Source organism: Alkalicoccobacillus porphyridii, assembly GCF_007293315.1.
GTDB lineage: Bacteria > Bacillota > Bacilli > Bacillales > Bacillaceae_D > Alkalicoccobacillus > Alkalicoccobacillus porphyridii.
The window spans coordinates 92,954-115,555 of sequence record NZ_VLXZ01000013.1 but is presented as its reverse complement, the minus strand read 5'-3'; the positions used below and the strand labels follow the sequence as shown (position 1 = coordinate 115,555).

19 protein-coding genes are annotated in these 22,602 nt (G+C 40.0%); 14 read left to right on the top strand and 5 right to left on the bottom strand.

Going from position 1 to position 22,602, the window contains the following annotated elements:
- The coding region (locus FN960_RS23035) for a hypothetical protein (protein ID WP_221936816.1) at nucleotides 1-364 on the top strand (364 nt) is incomplete at its 5' end.
- A 90-nt stretch (nucleotides 365-454) separates the two neighbouring features.
- Here FN960_RS23035 and FN960_RS17620 read toward each other — a convergent pair.
- On the bottom strand, nucleotides 455-1,657 hold the full coding sequence (locus tag FN960_RS17620; protein ID WP_143850178.1) for a mandelate racemase/muconate lactonizing enzyme family protein: 1,203 nt from the start codon (nucleotides 1,655-1,657) through the stop codon (nucleotides 455-457).
- A gap of 167 nt (nucleotides 1,658-1,824) precedes the next feature.
- On the opposite strand from FN960_RS17620, the gene FN960_RS17615 reads away from it, so the two are divergent.
- From FN960_RS17615 to gucD, 7 genes are all read left to right on the top strand, one after another.
- On the top strand, nucleotides 1,825-2,826 hold the full coding sequence (locus FN960_RS17615; RefSeq protein WP_143850177.1) for a TAXI family TRAP transporter solute-binding subunit: 1,002 nt from the start codon (nucleotides 1,825-1,827) through the stop codon (nucleotides 2,824-2,826).
- Between the two features lie 20 nt (nucleotides 2,827-2,846).
- A complete protein-coding gene (locus FN960_RS17610; protein ID WP_221936815.1) occupies nucleotides 2,847-4,817 on the top strand; it encodes a TRAP transporter permease in 1,971 nt (656 codons plus the stop codon).
- A gap of 24 nt (nucleotides 4,818-4,841) precedes the next feature.
- Nucleotides 4,842-5,783: an aldo/keto reductase gene (locus FN960_RS17605; protein WP_143850176.1), complete on the top strand. Its 942-nt coding sequence runs from the start codon at nucleotides 4,842-4,844 to the stop codon at nucleotides 5,781-5,783.
- Between the two features lie 97 nt (nucleotides 5,784-5,880).
- Nucleotides 5,881-7,233 (top strand): enolase C-terminal domain-like protein, encoded by a 1,353-nt coding sequence (locus FN960_RS17600; protein WP_143850175.1) that lies wholly within the window; start codon nucleotides 5,881-5,883, stop codon nucleotides 7,231-7,233.
- Nucleotides 7,234-7,360: 127 nt separating this feature from the next.
- Entirely contained in the window at nucleotides 7,361-8,056 is a 696-nt protein-coding gene (locus tag FN960_RS17595; protein WP_143850174.1) for a FadR/GntR family transcriptional regulator, read from the top strand.
- A 150-nt stretch (nucleotides 8,057-8,206) separates the two neighbouring features.
- Nucleotides 8,207-9,133, top strand: coding sequence for a 5-dehydro-4-deoxyglucarate dehydratase (kdgD, locus tag FN960_RS17590; RefSeq protein WP_143850173.1), 927 nt, complete (start codon nucleotides 8,207-8,209; stop codon nucleotides 9,131-9,133).
- A gap of 21 nt (nucleotides 9,134-9,154) precedes the next feature.
- A complete protein-coding gene (gucD, locus tag FN960_RS17585) occupies nucleotides 9,155-10,591 on the top strand; it encodes an alpha-ketoglutaric semialdehyde dehydrogenase GucD (protein WP_260682050.1) in 1,437 nt (478 codons plus the stop codon).
- A gap of 182 nt (nucleotides 10,592-10,773) precedes the next feature.
- Here the strand turns inward: gucD and FN960_RS17580 are convergent, their stop codons facing one another.
- Nucleotides 10,774-11,889: a glycerol dehydrogenase gene (locus tag FN960_RS17580; RefSeq protein WP_143850171.1), complete on the bottom strand. Its 1,116-nt coding sequence runs from the start codon at nucleotides 11,887-11,889 to the stop codon at nucleotides 10,774-10,776.
- A gap of 240 nt (nucleotides 11,890-12,129) precedes the next feature.
- Between FN960_RS17580 and trhO the strand changes: the two genes are divergently transcribed.
- Together trhO and glsA are read left to right on the top strand one after the other, a co-directional pair.
- Entirely contained in the window at nucleotides 12,130-13,104 is a 975-nt protein-coding gene (gene trhO / locus FN960_RS17575) for an oxygen-dependent tRNA uridine(34) hydroxylase TrhO (protein WP_143850170.1), read from the top strand.
- Nucleotides 13,105-13,253: 149 nt separating this feature from the next.
- Nucleotides 13,254-14,255, top strand: a complete 1,002-nt coding sequence (gene glsA / locus FN960_RS17570; RefSeq protein WP_143850169.1) for a glutaminase A — start codon at nucleotides 13,254-13,256, stop codon at nucleotides 14,253-14,255.
- A 266-nt stretch (nucleotides 14,256-14,521) separates the two neighbouring features.
- Here glsA and FN960_RS17565 read toward each other — a convergent pair whose 3' ends face one another.
- From FN960_RS17565 to FN960_RS17555, 3 genes are read right to left on the bottom strand one after another with little or no spacing between them, the layout of a single operon-like run.
- Complete coding sequence (locus FN960_RS17565) at nucleotides 14,522-15,487, bottom strand: D-2-hydroxyacid dehydrogenase (protein ID WP_143850168.1); 966 nt, start codon at nucleotides 15,485-15,487, stop codon at nucleotides 14,522-14,524.
- Nucleotides 15,488-15,537: 50 nt separating this feature from the next.
- Complete coding sequence (locus FN960_RS17560) at nucleotides 15,538-16,884, bottom strand: MATE family efflux transporter (RefSeq protein ID WP_143850167.1); 1,347 nt, start codon at nucleotides 16,882-16,884, stop codon at nucleotides 15,538-15,540.
- A gap of 18 nt (nucleotides 16,885-16,902) precedes the next feature.
- Entirely contained in the window at nucleotides 16,903-17,478 is a 576-nt protein-coding gene (locus FN960_RS17555) for a TetR/AcrR family transcriptional regulator (protein ID WP_143850166.1), read from the bottom strand.
- 631 nt (nucleotides 17,479-18,109) lie between these two features.
- Here FN960_RS17555 and FN960_RS17550 point away from each other — a divergent pair.
- From FN960_RS17550 to FN960_RS17535, 4 genes are read left to right on the top strand one after another with little or no spacing between them, the layout of a single operon-like run.
- A complete protein-coding gene (locus tag FN960_RS17550) occupies nucleotides 18,110-18,880 on the top strand; it encodes an ABC transporter ATP-binding protein (protein ID WP_143850165.1) in 771 nt (256 codons plus the stop codon).
- Entirely contained in the window at nucleotides 18,852-20,780 is a 1,929-nt protein-coding gene (locus tag FN960_RS17545) for an ABC transporter permease (protein WP_185971090.1), read from the top strand. The genes FN960_RS17550 and FN960_RS17545 overlap by 29 nt, the downstream gene beginning before the upstream one ends.
- A gap of 43 nt (nucleotides 20,781-20,823) precedes the next feature.
- Nucleotides 20,824-21,528, top strand: coding sequence for a response regulator transcription factor (locus FN960_RS17540; protein ID WP_143850163.1), 705 nt, complete (start codon nucleotides 20,824-20,826; stop codon nucleotides 21,526-21,528).
- Nucleotides 21,525-22,511, top strand: a complete 987-nt coding sequence (locus FN960_RS17535) for a sensor histidine kinase (RefSeq protein ID WP_143850162.1) — start codon at nucleotides 21,525-21,527, stop codon at nucleotides 22,509-22,511. Before FN960_RS17540 ends, FN960_RS17535 begins: the two co-directional genes overlap by 4 nt.
- Nucleotides 22,512-22,602: the final 91 nt, after the last annotated feature.

Genomic DNA, 22,602 nt, shown 5'->3' with positions numbered 1-22,602 from the left:
TCTTTCTTGGTATCGCGCTCTGGCTCTTGGTGTTGTGCTGGTTCTTCTTGCTATGCAGAGCTTCTTTCTTGGTATCGTGCTCTGGCTCTTGGTTATGCGCTGGTTCTTCTTGCTATGCGGAGTTTCTTTCTTGGTGCCGTGCTCCGGCTCTTGGTTATGCGCTGGTTCTTCTTGCTATGCAAGGCTTCTTTCTTGGTATCGCGCTCTGGCTCTTGGTGTTGCGCTGGTTCTTCTTGCTATGCAAGGCTTCTTTCTTGGTATCGTGCTCTGGCTCTTGGTTATGCGCTGGTTCTTCTTGCTATGCGAGGCTTCTTTCTTGGTGCCGTGCTCCGGCTCTTGGTATGGTACTGGTTCCCTCAGGTAAGTGCCCTCAAGTTTTAGGAGCGATAGACGAAGAGACAAAACATTAGCCGTCATCTATCCCCCTCGCAAAAGAATGCAGCCTCCACTGAAATTATCTCTTCCAAGGATCTCCTGCCCCGGATGTGTTATATACTTTTTGTTCGCTGTCCGAGTTTTTTTCGAGGGATACCTGTCTTATGAGGTCTTGTCTCTCAAAGAAGGCATCGGATAATTCCATCCCGTGACCAGGTCGATCTGGGGGAGTGATGAATCCGTTATTTAGTTCAATGGGTTCTTTTACTATCTCTGCATAATAGGTCTCATAAAAAGCACGAACGGTTTCCATCATAAAGAGGTTTGGCAAGTTATAGCAAATATGTGCATTCACTGCGTTTAGAACCGGACCGCCACAGTTATGAGGAGCAAACGGAAGATTATATAGTTCGGCTAGTGTAGCAATCTTTTTCACTTCACTAATTCCGCCAGTCCAGGCCGCGTCGGCAATCAGGAGATCGCAATCACCGTGCTGTAATAGATTTAAATATTCATATTTTGTAAAAAGCCGCTCACTTGCCGCAATCGGTATGGAAGTAGATTGCTTTAATTTCTGAAAGGTTTCAACATTGTTTACGGGTGTTATATCTTCAAGCCAGAGAAGGCCATACTTCTCTAATTCATCAGCAATTCGGAGGGCACTTGGTAGATTCCATCGTCCGTGACCTTCAAGAATCAACTCCATATCACTTCCAAACGATTCCCTGATTCTTTTAAAAGGTTCTGCGCCTTTTTTAACTAGGTCAGGTGTAATATATTGTCCTCTATATTCCTCACTCAATTCATCGTATGGCCAGATTTTCATGGCGGTTATACCTTTATTAAGTAATTCTTCTGCTAGTTTTTCAGGCTCATTGATAAATCGATTGCGATCATCATTGGATAGATAACCTACACATGTATTGTAGACTTTAATTTTCTCTCTTGATGCGCCTCCTAATAAGCGATAAAGTGGCTGATTTGACGTTTTTCCTAGAATGTCCCAGAGTGCCATATTAATTGCACTTAATGCTCTCATTTCAGTACCAGAACAACCATGGTGGTTAAATGTTTGATAGAACTTAGCCCAAATGTGATCAATGTCTAATGGGTCTTTTCCAATCAAAAGATCCGCACAGATAGTATGTATCATTTCTTGGGCAGGGGCTGGTTTGGCATTTGTTTCACCTAAGCCTACAATCCCTTTATCCGTATGAATTTGCACTAAAAGCTCTCGAGGATGGTCCTTCATTCTAAATGATTCGATTTTTGTGATCAGCATACATCTACTCCTAACCTAACGTTTTGTTTAATTGTAAGACAAAATAATGAAAGCGTCAACAAATGTAATTTGAAAACAAAAAGTACTTTACAACTCAATTTTATTGTCTTACAATTTAAAAAAAATGAAAGCGCTTAAAATCGCTGTGAAGAAAAAGGAGGATTCACTTGAGTAACCCTTTTATTAAAATACTAATGATATCCATTGTTATGATACTCATCATCGTTGGATGTTCAAGAGAAGATGTAATGACCTCTGATGACGGGATGCCACGTTATGTAGGTATTGTTGGGGGAACGAGTGGGGGCGTGTTTTTTTTAATTGCAAATGGAATTTCTCAGATTTTAAATGAAGACTTCCCAGAAATGAAAGCGTCTCCACAATCGACTGCTGGGACACCTAACATTATTGATACTGTGGATTCTGGAAATGGGGAGCTTGGCTTTGTTCAAGCGAGTGCTGCACTAAGCGCTCAAAATGGAGAAGGTCAATTTGAGGGAAGACCCGCAGAGAATATTGCTGGTGTAACGTACGTCTATCCAAATGTGATTCATTTCATTGTAAAAAGAAACGCGGGTATTGAAACGCCAGAAGATATCGTTGGCAAGAGAATAGGAGTGGGTGAGCCTGGAGGTGGTGTAGAGACCGACTCTAGAAATATGTTTAATGGGCTAGACATTGATTTCCCACGCGGTGTTTCAGCTGAGTATGTAACAGGTGGTCAGGCATCTGAAATGCTACGAGATAATCAGTTACACGGAGCCATCGCTCCCGGAGCTCAAGGCTTTTCAATGATTACAGAGCTGATGGGAACTGGCGATTATAAGCTACTAGAATTCTCTCCAGAACATCTTGAAGCCATTAATGAACATTCTGATGATACCTACTATGAACATGAAATTCCTGCTAATACGTATCCAAATCAGCCGGAACCTGTAATTACATACGCGGAAGCAAATTGGTTAATTACAAGAGCGGATGTATCAGATGACTTCGTTTACAGCGTCCTACACTCGCTTTATGAGGATGAAGCAAAACTAGAAAATTTGCATGATGCCATTCAAAATATGACTTTAGACAATTCGCAGGAAGGCTCAAAGATTTCACTACATCCAGGAGCCGTGAAGTTCTATGAAGAGCATGGTGTAGACATTGATCAAACAGATTGAAGAGCAAAGGAGTGAGTTGAGTGGCAGAGGATAAACACAATAAAATGGAATCAGAAAAAATTGATGTAGATGATCTGGCTAAGAAGTTTGATAGCTCCTCTAGATTTAGAGTGATGAAGGGCAAGATGGGGATTTTTGTGGCAGCGATAGCCGTCGCCATGTCTGTGTTTCACTTATTAACAGCTGGGGTTATAAGTATGAATTCGATGCAGCACCGGGCTGTTCATCTTACCTTTGCGATTGTTCTTATCTTTTTGCTTTATCCCGCTACAAAAAAATCAAATAAAAGCGCTCCATCAATAGTAGATTATGTGCTAACTGCTTTGGGCGCGGCCGGTGTTGGTTATTTGGCTGTTATGTTTGAGGATATTGCACGAAGAGGTATTAATACAACGACATTAGATCTAGTGATGGGTTTTATTACGATGGTTCTAGTACTTGAAGCAGCCAGACGATCGATGGGTAAACAGCTCCCCATTATTGGACTTGCTTTCTTACTGTACGCATATTTAGGACCCTATTTACCCGGAGTTCTTGGTCACAGAGGTATAAGTATCGATATTCTAATAGAGAGAATGTATTTAGGGAATGAAGGAATATTTGGTATAGCTTTAGGGGTTTCAGCCACCTACGTATTTCTATTTGTCTTATTTGGTGCTTTTTTAAATGGGACTGGGATGTCATCGCTATTCACCAATGGTGCAATAGCTGTTGCAGGGAGCCGACCAGGTGGACCTGCGAAAGTATCTGTACTCGCCAGTGGATCACTAGGAATGATAAATGGAAGTGCTGTTGCCAATGTGGCGACAACAGGTATTTTTAGTATTCCGTTGATGCAAAGAGTTGGCTATAAAAAGAATTTTGCTGCCAGCGTCGAAGCAGTCTCTTCCACAGGTGGACAAATTATGCCGCCGATAATGGGGGCGGCAGCATTTGTGATGGCAGAATTTCTAGGCATTCCATTTACGCACATTATTGTAGCAGCTATTATTCCAGCCCTGCTTTATTTTGTAGCTGTATGGTTTATGGTTCACTTTGAAGCCAAAAAAACGGGTATTCAAGGGATCGCAAGAGATCAACTACCTGACCTGAAGAAGATATTAAAACAACGCGGACATTTAATTGCACCGATTATTTTACTGTTAATTATGCTATTTAACGGGTTTACCCCAATTTACGCAGCCTTTTTTGCCATCATCTCAACGTATTTGATTGCTTTTATAAGAAAAGAAACAAGAATGAGCTTCAAAGATTTATTACACACCCTTGCCGAAGGGGCAAAAGGAACAGTTGTTATTGCCATTGCAACAGCTGTTGTCGGTTTTGTAATTGGTGTTGTAAATTTAACAGGCATTGGACTTCAACTAACTAATATGATATTGGCTTTGGCACAGGGTCAGCTTTTTCTTACATTATTATTAACCATGATTGCATGTATTATCGTTGGTATGGGTTTACCTTCAACGGCAGCCTATATCGTCGCCGTTGTTGTTGCAGCACCGGCGCTTATTAATCTAGGTGTTGCACCGATCGCTGCCCATATGTTTGTGTTCTATTACGCGTGTCTATCCAATATTACACCACCTGTAGCGATGGCTTCTTATACAGCGGCGGCACTGGCCAACGCGAACCCTACTCAGGTGAGCTGGACCGCTGTCAGGCTTGGCTTAGCCGGGTTCATCGTACCATTTTTCTTTATCTATTCACCGAGCCTTCTGTTACAATCAAACTTCTCTATTAGTATAGTTATTACGATTGTAGCAGCTATCGTTGGGATTTATGCATTAAGTACTGCGGTGATAGGTTATTGGATTGAACATATGAATTTAATTGAAAGAGTATTAATGTTTGCAGCTTCAGTTGTACTAATCTACAGTGGTTTGTTTACCGATGCGATAGGAATAGTGTTGATTGGATTGACATTTATTCTTCAGAAAAGAAAACAGAAAAATCGGGTGTTTAAACAACCAAGCCATGGACAAGCAATGTAAAGCGTAAATTGGAGGAGTGGAAGCATGGAATATAGAAAGCTAGGAAGAACAGATATGGATGTCAGTGTGATGAGTCTTGGTTCAGGAGGACATAGTAGACTAGGTACAACAAGTAAAAAAGCAGAAGAGGATGCCATTGTTGTTTTACAAAAAGCAATTGAAAAAGGCATTAACTTAATTGATACAGCCAATGTATATGGGACTGAGGAGCTAGTTGGCAAAGGGGTAAGTGCATTTAATAGACAGGATCTGCTTTATTCAACAAAATGCAGTATTCTCGAAAAGAATCAGTTGAAAACAGTCGCAAATCTTGAGTCGGAATTAACTCAAAGCTTAACTAATCTCCGCACAGATTATATTGATATTTATCATTTACACGCAGTTAATCTAAAGGATTATGACCATGCTGTAAATGTCCTTTTGCCACAATTGGTTAAGTACAAAGAGCAGGGTATTATCCGGGCCATTGGTATTACAGAACAATTTAATTCAGAGCCAAACCACTCTATGCTTGAATTAGCAGTAGAAGATAATTACTGGGATGTTATCATGGTAGGTTTTAATATCCTGAATCAAAGTGCACGTCAGCCCGTTCTAAAAAAAGCCATAAAACATGATATTGGTGTGTTAGGAATGTTCGCAGTAAGAAGAGCACTAGCCAAACAGGATGTTCTAAGCTCGTTAATCAGTCAACTGATCACAGAAGGAAGAGTGGATCCAGAGAGAATTGAATTAGAGAAACCGCTGGACTTTTTGGTTAATGAATATGGAGCTGAAAGTGTCATTGATGCTTCGTATCGCTTCTGTCGTGATGAGCCAGGTATTCATACCGTCTTAATGGGTACTGGAGATGTGGCTCACTTAGAGTCTAATATTCAGTCTGCAGAAAGAGAGGCCTTGCCAAGCAAGGCAAGAGAGAGGCTACAGGAGATTTTTGAAAAGGTAGATCATATTACAGGGAATTAAGCTTCGTTCCTATTCATGCACTCAGCCTACTTATTTTGGTTGAGTGCTTCTTAAAAATCTTTGAATAACATTAATACAAATAAAGGAGGAAACTCGAATGAAGGCGTCAGGTGTCATGATTAGAAAAACACCTAAAATTACCGAAATTCAAGTCATTCCCATAGCAGGAAAGGATTCTATGCTATTAAACCTAAGTGGGGCACACAGCCCGTACTTTACTCGAAATCTATTAATATTGAAAGATGATTCTGGACAAGTTGGTGTGGGTGAGGTCCCGGGTGGACAATCCATTGCAGTTGCGATGAATGAAGTGATTCCCCTTGTGGAAGGAAAAGAAATAGGTGCGTATAAGGATTTAATCTCGGCTATTAGAAGAGCATTGGATAAACAATATGGTTCGGTAAGTCGAGGCTTGCAAACATTTGACTTACGAATTGCTGTGCATGTTGTAACCGCTTACGAATCAGCACTCTTAGACCTCGTTGGAAAGTATATGAATGTTTCAGTAGCTTCACTATTAGGCGAGGGGAAGCAAAGAGACAAAGTGCAGGCATTAGGCTATTTATTTTATATTGGGGATCGTACAAAAACAGACCTTGCGTATGATGAAGATGAATCACATGAAGATGACTGGTTTAGACTGCGTCATAATGAAGCACTAACACCAGAAAAGATTGTTGAGCTAGCAGAAGCTGCCCAGAAACGCTATGGATTTAAGGATTTTAAGCTAAAAGGCGGTGTATTATCTGGGGATGAAGAAATGGCTGCGGTGACAGCATTATCAAAACGTTTTCCAGATTCAAGAATTACATTGGATCCAAATGGGGCATGGAGTTTGGATGAAGCAATAAGGCTATGTTCAGGTAAGCAGGATGTTCTAGCTTACGCTGAGGATCCGTGCGGGGCAGAGAATGGCTTCTCTGGTCGAGAAATTTTAGCGGAATTCAAACGTTCGACTGGTCTACAAACAGCCACGAATATGATTGCAACAGATTGGCGACAGCTTGGACATGCTATCCAGAGCCACGCTGTTGACATTCCCTTAGCTGATCCTCACTTTTGGACAATGGCGGGCTCTGTGAGGGTAGCTGAGATTTGTCATGAATGGGGTCTTACTTGGGGCTCACATTCTAATAATCATTTTGATGTCTCGTTAGCGATGTTCACTCATGTTGCCGCAGCAGCGTCTGGTGACATCACAGCAATTGATACTCATTGGATTTGGCAGGATGGACAAGGAATTACGAGAAAACCATTTGAAATAAATGAGGGATTTATCCAAGTACCAGATAAACCTGGACTCGGAGTAGAGCTTGATATAGATAAGGTTCAAGGGGCTCATGATCTATTTAATCAGATGAATCTAGGAGCAAGGAATGATTCAGTTGCCATGCAATATTTAATTGAAGGATGGTCCTTTGATCCAAAGAAACCTTGTTTGGTAAGGTGAAAATGTGAAGCATGAGTATTTTTTAGCTCATGCTTTTTGAAGATTAATAGGGTATATGTATGAAGTGGTTTAAAATATGATAAAATTGTAATACAATTAGGTAACAATAAAGGATAGGCGGGACAAAATGGCAAATCACCAATTTGATTTTTCAGAGAACAAGGTTAGCCGAAAAACATTAGCTCAGCAAGTCGAAGAAAAAATAATTGATTTGCTTATTACTAATAAAATGAAGCCGGGAGATAAACTGCCTCCAGAGCTTGAGCTTGTAGATATGCTGGGAGTAAGTAGGCCAGTCATGCGTGAAGCCATCAGTTCATTAGAGTCACTCGGAATTGTAAAAAGAAAAACGAGAGATGGTACGTATTTTACTGAGAAAATTAGTAGTAAGCCGTTTTCCGCAATGCTTTCTTTGATGAGTGGAAATATAGAAGCCATAATTGAAGCCAGAATGACATTGGAGCTTGGGCTAGTTACGTTTGCTGCTGAAAAAATGAGTGAGAATGAGCTTGATCAGCTTCAAGCAACAATTCAGGCTATTGAAGAAAGCAAAGATGATAATTATGGTGAGCACGATCTAAAGTTTCATCAAATTATCGCCCAAAGTGTAGCGAATCCAATTCTACAAGGGATGATGGATTCTCTTCATCTGACACATGCTAAAGTAAACACAAGAATTAAGTTTAGAGAAAAAGAGAAAACGGTTGAGCATCACCTGGCCATTTATGATGCATTAAAAAATCGAGATTCGGTGCGTGCGTATCAAGAAATGTACAATCACCTTACCTTTGTGAGAGAAAAGGTATTACAAACAGAAGAATAAAAGAAACTGTAGATCCGAACGATGAGCCTAATCATTGTTTGGATTTTTTAATTTATTTCTCTGCGGTTGTCTACATTCGGTGTATTGTCCTTGACTGATTATTTTATTTGTCTTACAATAAGATCAATAAAATATAAAGGAGAGAAAGCAATGAGCCAAACTAGAAAAGCACCTAAGGGAATACTAGGGTTCCCGGTTGCTCCTTTAGCATCTTCTGGAAAGATTGATGAAAGCGCTTTACACAGGAATATTACGTATTTAATTGAGGAAGGGTTAGAGGCCATTTTTATTGCGTGTGGCTCGGGTGAGTTTCAATCTTTAAGTAATGAAGAATATGGCACGATGATTGATGTTGCGAAAGACGCTACGCAAAAACGAGTACCTATTTATTCGGGAGTAGGAGGTAACCTGTCCACGGCTATCAGCCAAGCGAAGATTTCTGAAGAAAAAGGAATGGATGGATACTTAATTCTTCCTCCATATCTAATTGAGGGAGAGCAAGAAGGATTAGTTAGCTATATAGAACGTATTCTTGAAGCTAGTAACTTAAACGCAATTGTGTATCAACGGGATAACGCTGTCCTTCAGCTCAAGGCACTTGAATCACTTTTACGTTATGAGCAGCTTGTTGGACTTAAGGATGGAGTTGGTCATATCGAGAGCAACATCATCCTAACTCAGGCGATTGGAGATCGTCTCAGCTGGCTGAATGGAATGCCAATGGCTGAAGTCACGATGCCAGCTTATGTACCACTTGGTTTTGATTCCTATTCTTCTGCTATTTCTAACTATATTCCTCATATTTCAAGAAGGTTCTATGACGCATTATTGGCTGGACGAACGGAAGAAGTTAGTAGCATTTATCGAGATGTAATTCTTCCGATTAATGATATTAGGAAGCAACGCAAAGGATATGCAGTTTCATTGATCAAAGCAGGAATGGAAATTGTCGGATTACCGGTTTCAGGCAGGGTTCGTGCGCCTATTGTCGAAGTAAGTAAGGAACATTATAAACAATTGGAGGCCATTTTAGAGAAGGCTCACCAAAAGTATCCACATTCAAAATTGAGCGTTTAACTTAGAAGGGAGCAATTCATTGTGAGTACAGCTTTAAACTATGTAAACGGCACTTGGAAGGCATCAGGATCCGGTCAAACAAAAGAAAGTTCAAACCCAGCTGATCTAAAACAAGAAGTAGGATTCTATCAGAATTCAACTGCTGAAGACCTCGATCAAACGGTACAGGCTGCAAAGGAAGCTAAAAAAGGGTGGTCCAAACTAACAGGAGCTGAGCGTGGTGCATTTCTGTACAAGGTTGCCGACATTATGGAGCAACGTATCGATGACATTGCAACAACTGCTAGTAAAGAAATGGGGAAAACCCTCGCAGAAACACGAGGTGAAACCAATAGAGGTATAGCCATTCTTCGTTATTATGCAGGGGAGGGCTTGCGTAAGGTTGGTGATGTCATCCCATCTACGGATGCTGATGCACTAATGTTTACAACACGAGTGCCACTTGGAGTGGTTGGAGTTATTACACCATGGAATTTCCCTATTGCTATTCCCATTTGGAAAACAGCGCCGGCCCTCATATATGGGAATACGGTTGTATTAAAGCCTGCTTCAGAGACAGCTTTAACATGCGCTAAAATCATTGAGTGCTTTGATGAGGCTGATTTGCCAAAGGGTGTGATTAATTTCATTACTGGCAGTGGCTCTGTTATTGGGCAAGGATTGGCTGAACATCCGGATGTAAACGGCATTACATTTACTGGATCTAATTCAGTTGGAAAAGAAATAGGAAAGCAAGCACTTAGCCGCGGCGCTAAGTACCAACTCGAAATGGGTGGAAAGAATCCGGTCATCGTAGCCAAAGATGCTGACCTTCAGTTAGCCGTGGACGCGACAATAAGTGGAGCTTTCAAATCAACCGGACAGAAGTGTACGGCAACCAGCAGGGTGTTTGTCGAAGCAGAGCTGTACGATGAATTTAAAGACTTGCTATTAAAGAAAACAGCTGAGCTTAAAGTCGGTGATCCATTAAGTGACTCGTCATGGATGGGCCCATGTGCTTCAAAAGCACAGCTCGATAACTGCATGTACTACATTAATAAGGGTGTAGAAGAAGGGGCGACCTTACTCACTGGTGGTAATAAAATTCTTTCAGATGAGGGTTTTTATGTCGAGCCAACGATATTTGAATGCGAAGACCATTCACAAACCATTGCTCAGGAAGAAGTGTTTGGACCTGTCATTGCATTATTTAAGACAGCCTCAATTGAACAATCATTGGAGCTAGCCAATGATGTTGAATTCGGTCTGAGTGCATCCATTTTTACAACCAATATCAGCTCCATGCTAAGCTTCATCAAAGATATGGATGCGGGCCTCGTTCGAATTAATGCAGAAAGTGCCGGAGTAGAGCTCCAGGCTCCATTTGGCGGAATGAAGCAATCAAGCTCGCACTCCAGAGAACAAGGCGAAGCGGCTAAAGAATTTTTTACTTCTATTAAAACAGTGTTTGTTAAATAGAGAGAGAGAAAAAATGCCATACCATTTTAGAGGTACTTCTAGATTAGGATAAACTTGGTCTTAGATTCAATTGAACAATGAACCTGTACAAAATCAACATAATTATTATTGAGGTGCTATGTGCACATTTAAAAGTCCGCCTGATGAAAAAGTGATCAGGCGGACCTTGTTTGTTCTAAAGATTATTCAACCCCATAACGTTTTTTAAAGCTCTTCGCATAAATATCTACAGCTTTGATTGCTTGTACAACATCGTCAGCTGTCACTTTTTGTGGAAGGTTGTGAATGGTTTCTCCTTCGGCGGTAGCGAGTTCTGCAATCTTTAATAAATCTTCATCTGAAGCGTCAGCTAAGTGAAGTTCTTCTAGAGTAACTGGGAGGCCTAATTCGATATAGAGTTCAAGATAACGATCCAGTTCCTCTAGGTTTTTATTTTCTAAAACAAGCTGAGCAATGGTGCCGTAAGCGACTTTTTCACCGTGAGTCAAATTGTGGATCTCACCGTGAATGGCTGTAAATCCGTTATGAATGGCATGTGCTGCAGCAAGTCCTGCTGTTTCAAATCCAAGTCCACTTAACAGGGTGTTTGCTTCAATGATCGACTCCAGGGCAGGTGTAACAATTTTATTTTTGTTTGCCTCAACAGCCTGCAAACTGTACTCGAATAAAATCTCCTCCGCCTTTTCAGCGATAGCTTGACCGGCAATGGTAGGTTGACCACCAGACATAATTTGCCCATTAGATTGTAAAACTGCACGGGCTTCCACCCAAGTAGCTAACGCATCAGCGATACCTGATATCAAAAAGCGTGGTGGGGCACTAGCAATAATCTGAGAGTCAACAATAACGAGGTCAGGGTTTTTATCATAAAATGAATAATCCTCAAACACTCCATCATCTGAGTAAATAACAGATAGGCCTGAAGTAGGGGCATCTGTTGAAGCTGTTGTAGGTATAATAACGATCGGGTAACCTAGTTTGTCTGCGACTCCTTTTGCCGTATCTAGTGTTTTCCCGCCTCCAAGGCCAATTACCATATCAGCATCACTTTCTTTGCCAACTTGAATGATACGATCAATTTCATTAAGGGAGGATTCGCCTCCAAATGTCACTTGTTCACTTTTTATATCATCCTTTGTTAGGGTATCAACCAATTGATTACCAGCTATATCCCAGACAAACTCATCTGCAATGAGAAGAGCGTGTTGACCAAGCTTGCTAATATATTGACTAGCATTACTCTCCAAAATGTTTTTTCCTTGTACATAACGACTTGGGCTAATAAATACTTTCTCCATGGTTCATCCTCCTAATAATCTGTTCAAAACTCTTATTCCTCGATTTTGGTAATTCAAAACATTGAATTCCTGCTTTTTAGGATAACCCTAATTCAAAACTAGCATCCCTCTAGATTCTTACGACTAAATCTGATAAAATAATGCGGTCAAGGAATTAAGATTAGAGAGCATGAATCCATTGATTCTGCGAGCCTAAGATTTGTATCCTGCAAATATAAATGTATAGGTGGTTATCAAAAAATGAATGAAGTAAATACTACGTATCAAGTTCTGTTGTATTATCAGTACGTTACAATTGAGGATCCTGAAGAGTTTGCGGCAGAACATTTAGCCTACTGTAAAGAGCTAGGTATAAAGGGTAGAATTCTTGTAGCAAACGAAGGAATTAATGGAACGGTCTCAGGAAGTATTGAGCAAACGGAAGCGTATATGAAGAAGATGCATGCGGACCCAATGTTCGCTGATATGATATTTAAAATAGATGAAGCAGACAAGCATGCGTTTAAGAAAATGCATGTGCGCCCGCGTTCAGAGTTAGTAAATCTTTCTCTAGAGGATGATATTAATCCTAAAGAACAAACAGGACAATATCTTGCGCCTAAGGAATTTTTTGAACAAATGCAAGAGGAGAATACAGTAGTCATTGATGCGCGTAATGATTACGAATATGAGGTTGGTCGCTTCCGTGGAGCAATCAAACCAGATATCCGCACCTTCCGTGAACTTCCGGACTGGGTACGTCAAAACAAAGAGATGCTCGAAGGGAAGAAGATTTTAACTTACTGCACAGGTGGAATTCGTTGTGAAAAATTCTCTGGCTGGTTAAAGCGTGAAGGCTTTGAGGATGTATCACAGCTGCACGGTGGGATTGTTAGCTATGGAAAAGATCCTGAAGCTAAAGGTCAACTATGGGATGGTCAGTGCTACGTATTTGATGAGAGACTAACTGTACCCATTAATCGCACTGAACACGTTGTTGTAGGAAAGGATCACTTTGACGGCGAGCCATGTGAACGATATGTAAACTGTGCGAATCCGGAGTGTAACCGACAAATCCTATCTTCTGAAGAAAATGAGCACAAATATATGCGTGGCTGTACGGCTAAGTGCCGCGTGCACCCTCGTAATTTATATATTAAGGAACAGAGCTTGACGGAAGCTGAAATTGAAGCTCGTCTTGCTGCAATTGGTGAGAAGCGTGAAGTGAATATTTAATGAGAAAAGCTGCAAGAGAGAGTAGACTCTCCATGTGGCTTTTTTTATTGAACAAATATTAATATTCACCGCTTCGTAATACTCTCATAAGTTTTACGACATATATTTTGAATGAAAGGGAATGGAGTACTAAAAGGGAGTTGATTCTAATGAACACTATGCAAAAAGATATCTTATCCTATCTAGAAAAAATAATTGAAGAAGAAAAGGAAGTAGCTAGAAGCGGGGAGATACCTGATTATATAGAAGCTGTTGATAATGACGATCATGGTGCAGTATCAGTGGCGCTCACTTCAATTGATGGGACAACCGTAAGAGCTGGTGATTACGAAGGCAGGTTTTCACTTCAAAGTATTGCTAAGCTTTTTCCATTAGCATTAGCTTTAATGGATCATGGTAGTGAAGAGGTCTTTAAGTACACGGGAAAAGCTCCAACCGGAAACGTTTATCATTCTCTTATTCAAATGGAAATGCAGGAAAAAGAGAAACCGTTAAACCCAATGGTAAATTCGGGAGCCATAGTTATGTGTGGATTAATGAAAGGGACGTCTGCGGACGAGAAATTTGAACGAATCTTGACCCTAGCTAGAGAGCTGACTGGAAATAAAGAGCTGACCTATAACGAAAAAGTTTATCAGGCAGAAAATCAAGATCTAAATAGATCTTTATTTTATTACAACCGACATAATGGATACATAGAAGGGGAGTTTGAAGATGTTATGCCAGTGTACTGGAAGATGACTTCTATTGAGGTGACGATTGAAGAGCTTTCAAACATGGCGGCCGTCATTGCTAATTATGGAACATGTGTGCAATCCGGAAAAGAGCTATTACCTCCTGATGTGGTCACCACGTTAAAATCATTTATGGTGACATGTGGTATGTACGATGAGTCTGGAGCCTTTGCAGTGGAGGTAGGTATCCCGGCAAAAAGTGGAGTATCAGGAAGCATCATTGCCGCCATACCAGGCAAACTCGGCATCGGGGTCATGGGACCAGATCTAAATAAATATAGTAACAGCATTGCAGGCATTAGAATGCTGAAAAAGATCTCAGACAAATGGCAGCTTAGTATCTTTAGTAAAAATGAAGATGGTAAAGATGGGAAGGATTTAAAAGGGAATAACGGCAAGCGGAAGGAATTGGATTAAGAGGATGTAGTTACCAAGAGGAATGAGCAAAGCATCAAGAAGAAAGCCACTCTTACCAAGAAGCGAAGCGCATTACCAAGAAGACCGAGCACACCATCAAGAAGAAAGCCGCACTTACCAAGACCGCCGCTCTCGACCAAGCAGCCTAACCCAACCATCAAATAAATCACCACTTTTACTAAGAAACCCAATCAATTTACTTCAAAAACCACCACTAAAAAAACTCTCGGATGATCCCATCCGAGAGTTTTCATCATACATTAATCTTAATAGCCTTTAGAATAATCAACTAAATTAATCGATGGTTTATCTCCATTAATAAAGTCTTTTAGGTTAGGGATGAAGATTTCCTCAATTACTCTTTGTTGGTAGTGCTCTGTGGCACCGGCTGTATGAGGGGTGATGATTACATTTTCCATTTCCCATAAGGGGCTGTCTTCGCTGAGTGGTTCTTTTTCAAATACATCTAATCCTGCTCCGGCAATCCAACCTTGCTCTAATGCATCCACGAGGTCGTCTTCTTTTACGATTTCGCCTCTGCCTATGTTGATAAAAAAGGCATTTTCTTTCATTTGTTTAAAGGCTTTTTTATCAAATAAATGTTTTGTGTCTGGTGTGAGTGGCAGAGTCACAACAACATAGTCACATTGTGGCAGGACCTGATCTAATTGATCAGGTGTAAACATCTCGTCCACCCATTCGGTGTCTTTCCCCGAATGTCTGACCCCAAGTACCTTCATGCCAAAGGCTTTGGCAATTTTCGCGGTTTCTTTTCCGATTTCACCAACTCCGATGATACCGACTGTTTTTTGATGAATTTCTAGCTTTAGGTCTTCATGATGCCAGGTTTTCGTTTGTTGGTTACGGACGTAGGCATGAATTCGTCTAGTGAAACCAAGCATTAAAGCAAAAATGGTTTCTGATATAGGATATGCGTGAACTCCGTTTGCGCTGGTAACATAGACATTGCCTTTATCTAAATCCTCTAAAGGGAGAGTGTCGACACCTGCGCTCCATGTTTGAAGCCATTTTAAATTCTTAGGTTGAGCGAAGTTAAATTCCTTTAATTGTTTGTTCCAACCAACAATAATAGAGGAGGCTTCTAATTGGTCTTCCCAATTGCTCGCGTCTTTACCGTATAGCAAGGTCCACTCAGGGATAATCTGCTTTATTTTTTCTACGGATTCATCTGATAGATTGTGAGTAATTACTAGCTGATTGTTAGTTGTCATGTTGGTCCCTCCGATATTTTTCTTTTTAGTTAGTGTATCAGATTTCTCAGTTAACTTCCTGAAATAAGAGGATAACGCCTTATATAAAAAAGAATACTAATTAAAACAAGGAGTTCAGCTATAGGTATGGCAAGCCATACACCAGTTACACCAATAAAAGCAGGAAGAATGAATAGAATGATTAACATAAAGAGAATTTCTCTGGCAAAGGTAATCCATGTGGCCATGCGTACATTTCCAATCGATTGATAGTAGGTCATCATCACAAAGTTGATTCCCATAAATAAATACGCAAAAAAGAATATCCGTATACCAGAGGTGGCAAGCTCGATTACCTCTGTTTCAAATTGACCAAAAATAGAAACAATCGGTCTAGATGCCGCTTGTCCAATGATAAAGAATAAGAGACCTGCGCCTGTGGCTGTCCAAAGAGCAATTCTGATGGTTTGCAGTTTTCGTGATAGCTGTTTGCCCCCATGATAATAGCTAACTAAAGGCTGTACCGCTGATCCCATACCAAGGAACATTAGCAGCATGACGCTGTGAACATAGTTTAAGACTGAAAAAGCCGCAACCCCATCTGTACCGGCTAATCTTTCAAGTGTTACATTATGAGAGATGGTAAATACTGAAATACCAACCTCTGCTAGAAAGCTTGGGAAACCAAGGAGGATCGCCGTTGATAATAGCTTCCAGTCAAATCTTAAACGAACCAAACGTAGCTGGCTGCTCTTTTTAAAGAAATGCAAGCTCAAAACGAGAATTCCAAGTGCAGCGGAAATAATAGTACCTGCTGCCGCACCAGCAACACCAAGATTTAAGATATATAAAATAATATAATTCAAAATGACGTTTGAAACGGCGGTAACAATCAAGGCGGCCATAGCTAGGTTAGGTCCGCGATCATTTCGAACAAACACACTGCACGCATTTTCAATCGTGAAAACAAATCCAAACAAAAGCATGACCTGCAAATAGGCTGAGGCGAAAGGATAGGTTTCTTCATTTGCGCCCAAAGCATATACTAAGGGTTCACGAAATATAAAGGCAATGATCCCTATGATAAGTGTTGCCGAAAAAATCAATACTAGCGACTGCGTGAAAATTAAATGCGCACGTTTTACATTTTTAGCACCCATTGATTGAGAAAATAAGGTGGCTCCGCCTATGCCAATCCACAGGGACATGGCGACAAAAATAGTATAGACCGGACCTGCAATTCCCACTCCTGCTAAGGCAACATGTCCTAAGCGATTACCAACCATAATCCCGTCCACCACAAAGTTTAATGCCATAAGCAGCATACCAACTAAGGAGGGTATTAGGTATTTTATAAAAGTACGACCAATAGGCTGTGTGTCTAATGGGTTTGTGTTGATTTCTTGTTCTGTTTTCATGTTTCCATCTCCAATTACCTAGCTTGTAATTCCCCGCCAGTAAATATTCCATAGTGACTTCATTTTTAACTCAGCACGTTCAGGTTTTCCATAAATTAATTCAACAAAAATAGCATCAAGAATAGAAAGATAGGCTAATACAGCTGAACGCATATCTTTAATCATCATTGAATCTTCTTTTATCGCTTTTTCAAATCTTAAAAGAAATAGCTGCTCACATCGTGCTTCGTTTGCATATACCTTTTCCATCACTTCTTTGTACAAATGATCTGGTGGGAAAAATGATATTCGCAATCCAAAACGATAGCTATCTTCCCCTGAGAAACGTTTTCCAATTAGTTGAAGATAGCCTAATAAAAAGTCGTGAAGAGATTGGTACTGATATTGTTCGGACCACTCTTTAATATAAGCAAAATCTTCATCTAATGATTGCTCGAGTACTGTTAAAAATAATTCATCCTTATTTTTAAAATGCGTGTAAATTGATTGTTTTTTTATGCCTACCTCTTCTGCAATTTTTGCAAGGGAGGCTCCTTCGAATCCATTGCGTCCAAATGAAAACAAGGCAGATTGTTTAATGTCATTGGCAGTCATAGGCGACCACTCCTTCCGAACGTTCGTCAGGGAATAATAACACAGCTCTTATTAAATGGTCTAGTATTAGTTACTAAGGTACTAGACACAAGATTGTCACAGAAAAATAAGAAAATATCAGGTCTATTTATCTATAAAATTGTTTATACTAGAAATGTAGATAACTAGTTGAAGTCACCAAGAGTTACAAAGTAATCATGAAAATATAAAAATAATAGGAGGTCAGAGGTAAGTGAAAGGCGGTCTTGGAATTAAAATTATTTCAGTAGTTTTTCTTGCAGGTGTTATAGGTATGGTCATTATGGCAAGTGTACAGGCTTCCTCCTAATGGCGGACGAGGCCTTAATAAATAATAAGGGGTTAATGGCCTCATAATATAGAAACTCGGGATCCTCGTTAGGATGTCGAGTTTTTTGATTTTGCTTATCTTACATGAATGTAAGATTTCTGAAAGCATAATCGATTTCTGATCCTTTATTCACAGTGTACACTATGGGTATACTAATAACAGGAGTTGATCTCGTGAGAGGCAGCCTAGGAATTAAAATTATGTCGGCAACATTTATTATTGGGGTCATTAGTTTAATGATTGCCGCTGGAACTGTTCAGGCTTACTAAGGAGGAATGGAGCATGTTGACCGTAACAAATGTCTCAAAAACATATAGTGGGAAAGTTGCCTATCGAGCGTTAGAGGATGTCTCCTTTGACGTAGCGAAGGGTGAGTATGTAGGGATTATGGGGCCATCTGGTAGCGGAAAAACAACGCTTTTAAATATCATCTCAACCATTGATGCCCCTACCTCGGGTCAGGTATTACTAGATGGTAAGAGTCCTCACCAATTAAAAGAACAAGAGCTGTCCACCTTCCGTTCTAGCAATTTAGGCTTTGTGTTCCAGGATTTTCAGTTACTTGATACATTAACAGTCGCTGAAAATATCGTTTTACCCTTGACTTTAGCAGGTGAAACTTCGATCTCTGGCATGCAGGAAAAGGTAAAATCCATTGCTGAGAAGCTACATTTGAATGATTTACTTGATAAGCGTACATATGAGTTATCCGGTGGTCAATTCCAACGCACGGCAATTGGTCGGGCGCTTATTCACAAACCAAAGCTTGTTCTTGCTGATGAACCAACAGGAAACCTTGATTCCAAGGCGACGGGGGATGTCATGGAACTGCTTCATAAAATGAACAAAGAGGAAGGCACAACCCTTTTAATGGTCACACATGATGCAGTGGTGGCAAGTTATTGTGACCGTATTCTTTTCATCAAAGACGGAAAACTTTTTAATGAGATATATAAGGGAGATAACCGCGAGTCCTTCTACCAGAATATTGTACAGGTTCTTTCATTACTTGGGGGAGATAATCGTGACCTTTCGTCAGTTCGCTTACCGTAATATTCTTCGTAATAAACGAACATACGCTGCATTTTTGCTAAGCTGCGCGTTTTCAGTGTTTGTTTTTTTTGTATATGCGGTGTTTGTGTTTCATCCAAGTGTGGAAGATGGAAACATTACCACATTAGCTGTATCGGGTATGATGGTCTCCCAAATTGTTATTTTCAGCTTTTCGTTTCTTTTTGTGCTGTACTCAATGAGCTCATTTCTTTCATTTAGAAAACAAGAATTCGGTTTATTAATCCTACATGGCCTAACTAAACGAAGGCTACGAAAACTACTGTTTTTTGAAAACACGTTCATTGGATTTGGAGCCATCCTGATAGGAATATCATTAGGATTAGCTTTTGAAAAACTATTTTTGATGGCTGTCAGCAGAATTATCCTATTTGATGAAATGCCTTTTTATATGCCGTGGAAGGCACTTGGTTTAACAATCCTCTCATTTACACTTTTGTTTATCACTATTTCATTTTTCACTTCATTTGTGGTACGAACGTCTAAAGTAGTAGACCTGCTTAAAGGCTCAATGAAACCAAAATCTTCACCTACGGCATCAAAGTTTTTAAGCGGCTTAGCTATTTTGCTTATTGGTTATGGCTATTGGCTTTCTATATCAGCCCAAGAAGAGCAGGTTGTTTTTAGGTTTATACCTGTAACATTCATTGTGATCGTTGGTACTTATTTTTTGTTTACACAGTTAAGTGTATTTATGATGAAATGGCTCCAACGAAATCCTGATAAAAATTGGAAAGGGACAAGATTGATCAGTCGCTCTAATTTGATGTACAGGATAAAGGACAATGCACGAATCTTTTTTCTTGTGTCGATTGTATCAACCATTGCCATTTGTGCCACAGGAACGATTGCCACGTTTGGGGTCTGGGGTGAACGGGATTTTGAAACGCCATTGGCTATGACGTATGTATCATATAATCACGAAGAAGCTAATCGTGATAATCAAGAACTGGTCCGCGAGCTAAATGACGCAGAAATAAATTATGATTTGTATCAATTTACAATAAAGGTAGTAGAAACAGAGGCCTATGATGCGGAGTTAGATACGGTGTATGAACAAATCTACAACATCGTATCTCAAGATGATTATAATGAATTGGCCAAACTAAGTGGTTTTCCAACCTACGAGCTTAATGAAAATCAAGTGCTCCCAACTCATAACAGCTTTCTAAGCATTAAGGAGCTGCCTTTATCCTCTGGCAGAGAGAGAGCTGTGACCACTTTAGAAGCACCTGAGGAAAATCTATTTACGATGCTATATTCAATGAATCCAATTGTTGTGAGCAATGAATTGTATAACCAAATCCACATGGACGATAATCAAATATTCTATGGATACAACATTGACGATTGGCAAAGTACAGAATTTATCGGATACCAGATTGAGCAAAAGCAGATAAAGCGGTCTCAAGAGGTATACGGTGATGGTCAACCTTTAATTAGAATGTTTAATTTTAATTCAAGCGGACTGAGATATATCTTAACAATTAGTATGTATCAAACTATGTTATTTATGGGGTCGGTCATTGGGGTTGTCTTTTTTATTGCTACGGGTAGCTTCCTCTATTATCGAATTCAAAATTATCTACCTCAGGATGCCGCTCGTTTTGCTACTTTAAGAAAATTAGGATTGTCTTACAAAAAGATGAGACAGATTGTAACAGCAGAGATGATGATTTTGTTTTTTGGGCCATTTATCGTCTCACTGATTCATTCAGCTGTAGCCTTTGTTGCGCTTCAATCAATGATTATTGAAAGGCCAAATATTCTTATACATGTTCTTGTTGTAATAAGTGGGTTTGTGTTCGCTCAGTTTATTTATTTTCTGCTTATGCGGAAGCAGTATTTGAACAGCCTAATGAGAATGATTGAAAAGAGCTGAGGGTCAGCTTATAATCAAACCAATATGAGCCTGGGGTGAGAAGATGACTGAAGCTGTACTTATAGTTGAAGATGATAAAAAACTTGCGGAGGTGTTAAGGGAGAAGCTGGAACGCTATGGATTCTCCGTCTTTTTACATCACGGAGAGTCTGATCTGCTTCATTATTTTGAAGAGGTTCAACCCAAAATTGTTCTATTGGATATTAATTTGCCAACCTTTGACGGGTTCTACTGGTGCAGGCAAATTCGCCAGAAATCAACCTGCCCTGTGATTTTTATATCTGCTCGTAGTAATGAAATTGATCAGGTAATGGCCCTTGAACATGGGGGCGATGACTATCTAGCCAAGCCTTTCCACACAGATATCCTTGTCGCCAAGGTACGCAGTCATATGCGAAGGGCGTATGGGGAGTATGCGGCAACACCGGAAGACAAGCAGCTAAGCTTGGAGGGTTTAAGCTATCATCCAGACCGTATGGAGCTTCATTACGGCCAAGAGTCGGTCATGCTCTCGAAAAGAGAATGTCAGTTGATAGAGCTGCTCATCAAAAGTTATCCGAATGTGGTAACTAGGCAAGCGATTTTAGACAAACTATGGGATGATACGGAATTCATTGACGAGAATACAGTGAATGTGAATATGGCTAGAGTACGAAAGCAATTACAGCGGCTTGGTATACAAAGCGCGATCGAGACGATTAGGGGAGCTGGGTACCGGATGCATATTACGTGGAGTGGAAATGCATGAAGTTATTTTGGCGTGATCATACCTTACTAATTACGGTTTACATTCTTCAGATGCTGATATTAATATCGATTCTTTTTCTTGATCCAGGAACGCAAGCATCAAGTGTATTCTATGCTATTTTTTTATCTTTTCTTTTATTAACAGGATATTTGATATACAGGTTTATTGTCTTAGCTCCGTACTACCGTAAACTTAATGATGATACCTCACATCATCATGACTTTAAGATTGATGGAAGTCATCCAATGATTGTAGCTCATAATCAGCTTATGACTCGTCACTATAATCAACACCAAGCCCAGCTGCATCAATTAGAGATCCGAAAAAATCAACAAGTACAATTTATGACCCAATGGGTTCATCAAATGAAAACACCCGTGTCTGTAATGAACTTAATCACACAAAATGAACAGGAAAATGAGGAATTCCCCGCCTTACGAACGGAACTAAAGCGACTTGAAAAAGGCTTGGATTTAGCATTACATACTGCACGCTTTGAACAGTTTGAACAGGATTTTAGGGTGAAATCTGTTCATGTTCAAACAATCATTCAGCAGGTCGTTCAAGAAAATAAACGCCTATTTATCTTAAAGGAGCTGTACCCCAAGCTAACAATTGATCAAAATCTATATGTTTCCACAGATCCAAAATGGTTGCTCTTTATGCTTGATCAATTAGTGGTGAATGCTATTAAATATACTCGTGATCATGGGAAGCAATTATCGATCGAAGCGAATGTAGTAGAAGGGAATCCTACTATTCAAATCATTGATCAAGGGGTAGGCATTCAATCCGCTGACCTACCAATGATTCATCGTCCCTTCTATACAGGTGAAAATGGTCGGAAATATGGAGAGTCCACGGGAATGGGGCTACATTTAGTACATGAGCTTTGCGAAAAACTTCGTATACAATTTTTAATTGAATCCGAGTATGGAAAAGGAACAACAGCGAGCTTAATCTTTGTTCAGGATAGGAGCTGAAACAATTTTACGCTCAGAGTTCGTCCATTCAAACCATTGGAGCATTAAATTTGCTGAGGAATGCTTCAATGGAAATGCAGAGTGGTCCCCT

Bases quoted from the DNA above. Each gene is read 5' to 3' on its own strand.
- glsA (WP_143850169.1), top strand. From the start codon at position 13,254: ATGAACACTATGCAAAAAGATATCTTATCCTATCTAGAAAAAATAATT.
- FN960_RS17560 (WP_143850167.1), bottom strand. From the start codon at position 16,884: ATGAAAACAGAACAAGAAATCAACACAAACCCATTAGACACACAGCCT.
- FN960_RS17620 (WP_143850178.1), bottom strand. From the start codon at position 1,657: ATGCTGATCACAAAAATCGAATCATTTAGAATGAAGGACCATCCTCGA.
- FN960_RS17595 (WP_143850174.1), top strand. From the start codon at position 7,361: ATGGCAAATCACCAATTTGATTTTTCAGAGAACAAGGTTAGCCGAAAA.
- FN960_RS17565 (WP_143850168.1), bottom strand. From the start codon at position 15,487: ATGACAACTAACAATCAGCTAGTAATTACTCACAATCTATCAGATGAA.
- FN960_RS17540 (WP_143850163.1), top strand. From the start codon at position 20,824: ATGACTGAAGCTGTACTTATAGTTGAAGATGATAAAAAACTTGCGGAG.
- FN960_RS17605 (WP_143850176.1), top strand. From the start codon at position 4,842: ATGGAATATAGAAAGCTAGGAAGAACAGATATGGATGTCAGTGTGATG.
- kdgD (WP_143850173.1), top strand. From the start codon at position 8,207: ATGAGCCAAACTAGAAAAGCACCTAAGGGAATACTAGGGTTCCCGGTT.
- FN960_RS17580 (WP_143850171.1), bottom strand. From the start codon at position 11,889: ATGGAGAAAGTATTTATTAGCCCAAGTCGTTATGTACAAGGAAAAAAC.
- FN960_RS17535 (WP_143850162.1), top strand. From the start codon at position 21,525: ATGAAGTTATTTTGGCGTGATCATACCTTACTAATTACGGTTTACATT.
- FN960_RS17550 (WP_143850165.1), top strand. From the start codon at position 18,110: ATGTTGACCGTAACAAATGTCTCAAAAACATATAGTGGGAAAGTTGCC.
- trhO (WP_143850170.1), top strand. From the start codon at position 12,130: ATGAATGAAGTAAATACTACGTATCAAGTTCTGTTGTATTATCAGTAC.
- FN960_RS17555 (WP_143850166.1), bottom strand. From the start codon at position 17,478: ATGACTGCCAATGACATTAAACAATCTGCCTTGTTTTCATTTGGACGC.
- FN960_RS17600 (WP_143850175.1), top strand. From the start codon at position 5,881: ATGAAGGCGTCAGGTGTCATGATTAGAAAAACACCTAAAATTACCGAA.